1 protein-coding gene is annotated in these 2,565 nt (G+C 73.8%); it reads right to left on the bottom strand.

Translation table 11 applies throughout. From position 1 onward, the window contains the following. On the bottom strand, window positions 1-2,565 hold a 2,565-nt coding region (locus tag HGB44_RS32350; protein WP_233459006.1), incomplete at both ends, for a hypothetical protein.

The following is a 2,565-nucleotide window of genomic DNA, read 5'->3' as shown; positions in this document are numbered from 1 at the left end:
CAGGTCGGGCCATCGGCCGTCGCCGATTTCGTAGATCTGCCATCCGGGGTGGGGTCGGCTCTCGTCCCGGATCCGGTCCAGTTCGGCCTGCACCGTCGCCTCGTTCAACGGGTGCAGACGCGCGAAGCGGTTCAGCCAGGGGGAGCGGGTGTAGGCGGAGACCGCGTCCTGGGTCGCGGTGGGGAGCGCGTCGAAGGTATTGGGGTTGTAGTCGGGGTCGTGCAGGAGGTCGCCGTAGTGGTCGGCTTCGGCACCGGTCGGCAGCCGGCGGATCGTCCCGGTCCCGGGCCCGGACCCGGCGGGGGCGTTGTTGTCCGTCGCTGTCCGGCCCGGCGTCGACGACTCCCCGGACCGTCCTCCCGAGGCCGGTGCGCCTCCATCGCCGTCCACCCGCGCTGTGTTGACGGTCGTCACCGTGTCCGGTGCGCTGTAGGGGGCGGGGCCCCGGTCGGCGGGGTCCTGCATGGCGTGGCGGACGTAGTCCGTGGTGAGCTGCCCGCCGGACTGCCAGAGCCGGGCGCGGACCGGGTCGTGGCGGTCCCGGAGGTGGCGGTCGATGCCGCGGGTCAGGACCTCGGCGTCTTGGACGCGTTCGGGAGGGACGGACTCGCCGCTCAGCGGGACGCGCCTGTCGGACGGGTCGGAGACGACGTACACCAGTGCCTGCGCGAGCGTGCGCGCCTCGCGGATGGAGCGGTTCTCCGGGAGCGGGCCGCCGACCGGTCGCAGCTGCCTCCAGAATTCGGCGCCCAGCGCCCGCGCCTTGGGGATGTCCTTGTCCGTGAGGGCCCGGGTGAGTTCGGGCAGGCGGTCCAGGACCGACGCGGCGCGGGCGTCGGCCTCCGGGTCGATCCCGGAAGTGGTGGGGTCGGTGCGTGTTTCTGCGGGGGTGTTGGCACCGCTGTCCGCCGCGCGGTCGGGTCCGGCGGCGGGCGGTGCCGGAGGCGTGTCCGTGTCCGTGCTCTGCGTGGGGACCGGCGTGCCCTCGGTCGTGTCGGGCGCCGTGCCCTCGGCGGCGGGCGGGGTGTCCCCGGTGCCCGGTACCGGCGCCCCGCTGTTCTCCGTCGGCGGGGCCTCGGTCTCCCGGCTGTCGGCCGTGGCCGGGGGCTCCACGGCGGCGGGAGAGGGCGAGCCGTTCCGCTCCGGACCGGCTTCCCCGTCGGGGAGCGGTTCCGGACGGGGCCGCGGCGTCTCCTGACCCTGCGGGACACCGTCCGTGTTCTGGGACAGGGCCGCCCCGGGCGTCTCGCCCGCTCCGGCGGGGGCGTCCCCGTGGCCGGACCCGGTGCCGTGCCGGCCGTCGCCGGTCTCGGTGACGGGCGGCGTAGACGGCGGGACGTCCTCCGATGCGGTCCGCTGCTCAGCTGCGGGCGCGGTATCCGGTTGTGACGTGCTCTCGGCGGTGTGCGCACCGTCGCCGATCGAACGCCGGGGGGAGGAGTCCGGTGTGCGGTTGTCGTCGGTGCGTTGGGGCGAACGTCCGTCGCTGCCGTCCCGCTCCTGGCCGTCCTCCGCGTCGCTGGACTCCTCCTCGTGCACGGACTCGGCGTCGTCGTCCGCGCGTTCGCCGTCCCTGCCCTTCTCGCCGTCGGACCCGTCGCCCTTCTCCTCCCCTGAGCGGTCTCCGTCGCCCCGATCCCCGCCGTCTCCGGAGCTGTCGCCGCTCTCCTGGCCCGACCGCTCGTTCCCGTCCCCGGACCGGTCCCTCTCGCCGTCCCGGGAGCGGTCGTCGTCGCGGGAGGTGTCCTCGTCGCGGCCCTCGGGCCGTTCGCCGTCGCGTTCGGACGGGCTGTGCCCGGTGTCCTCCGTGTCCTGGGGCGGCCCGCTCTCGGTGACTGGGGACGGGGGAAGCGGGACGTCGGCCGGGGAGGGGGCGTCGGAGGCGGTCGGGGTACGGGGGTTCGCGTGTTGTTCGTCCGTCGAGTTGCCGGGGCCGTCCTGCCCGGTGGTGTTGCCGGTGGTCTCGGTTTCCGGTGCGGGCGGGGCACTCTCCGTGGCGATCTGGGGGCTGCCGCCTTCGTGGAGTGACCGGTTGGCGGACGGATCCGTGGTGCGGGTGTCGCCGCCTGTGCGTTGGGGTGAGCGTTCGCCGCTGTTGCGTTCGGTGGGTGCGGAGCGCTGGCCGGTGTCGGAGGGCGGGTTCTGGGGGGCGGGTGCGGGTGGCGGGGAGGCCTGGCCGACCGGGGGTGCCACGGCGACGGGTGAGGGGGTGTGCTGCTGCTCCGGTTCGGGAGCGGAGCGGTCGCCGGGGTTGTCGGGGACGATGGCGTTGAGGAAGTCGACGGTGATGTGGCCGTCGTTCATCCCTGGATGGAAGGGGTCGTCGCCGGATTTGGGGTCGAGGGATCCCAGATTCAGGGGATCGTTGCGCGGTCCTGGGATGTAGGGGGTGTCGGGGTCGGGTTTCCTGTCGGGTTTTTCGTTGGTGGTGTCCTGTTGGGGGGCGACCTCGTCGGTGTCGAACAGCGAGGCCTCGTCGTCGCTGTCGTAGGGGGAGGAGTTCTCGTCCCGGTCGAAGACGGACGATCCGTCGCTGTCGTAGTCGGAGTCGCTGTCGTACAGGGA

Source organism: Nocardiopsis alborubida (assembly GCF_012396365.1).
In the GTDB taxonomy this organism is placed as follows: Bacteria; Actinomycetota; Actinomycetes; order Streptosporangiales; family Streptosporangiaceae; genus Nocardiopsis; species Nocardiopsis alborubida.
The sequence above is the reverse complement of the archived record's forward strand: the minus strand, read 5'-3'. Positions and strand labels throughout refer to the sequence as shown.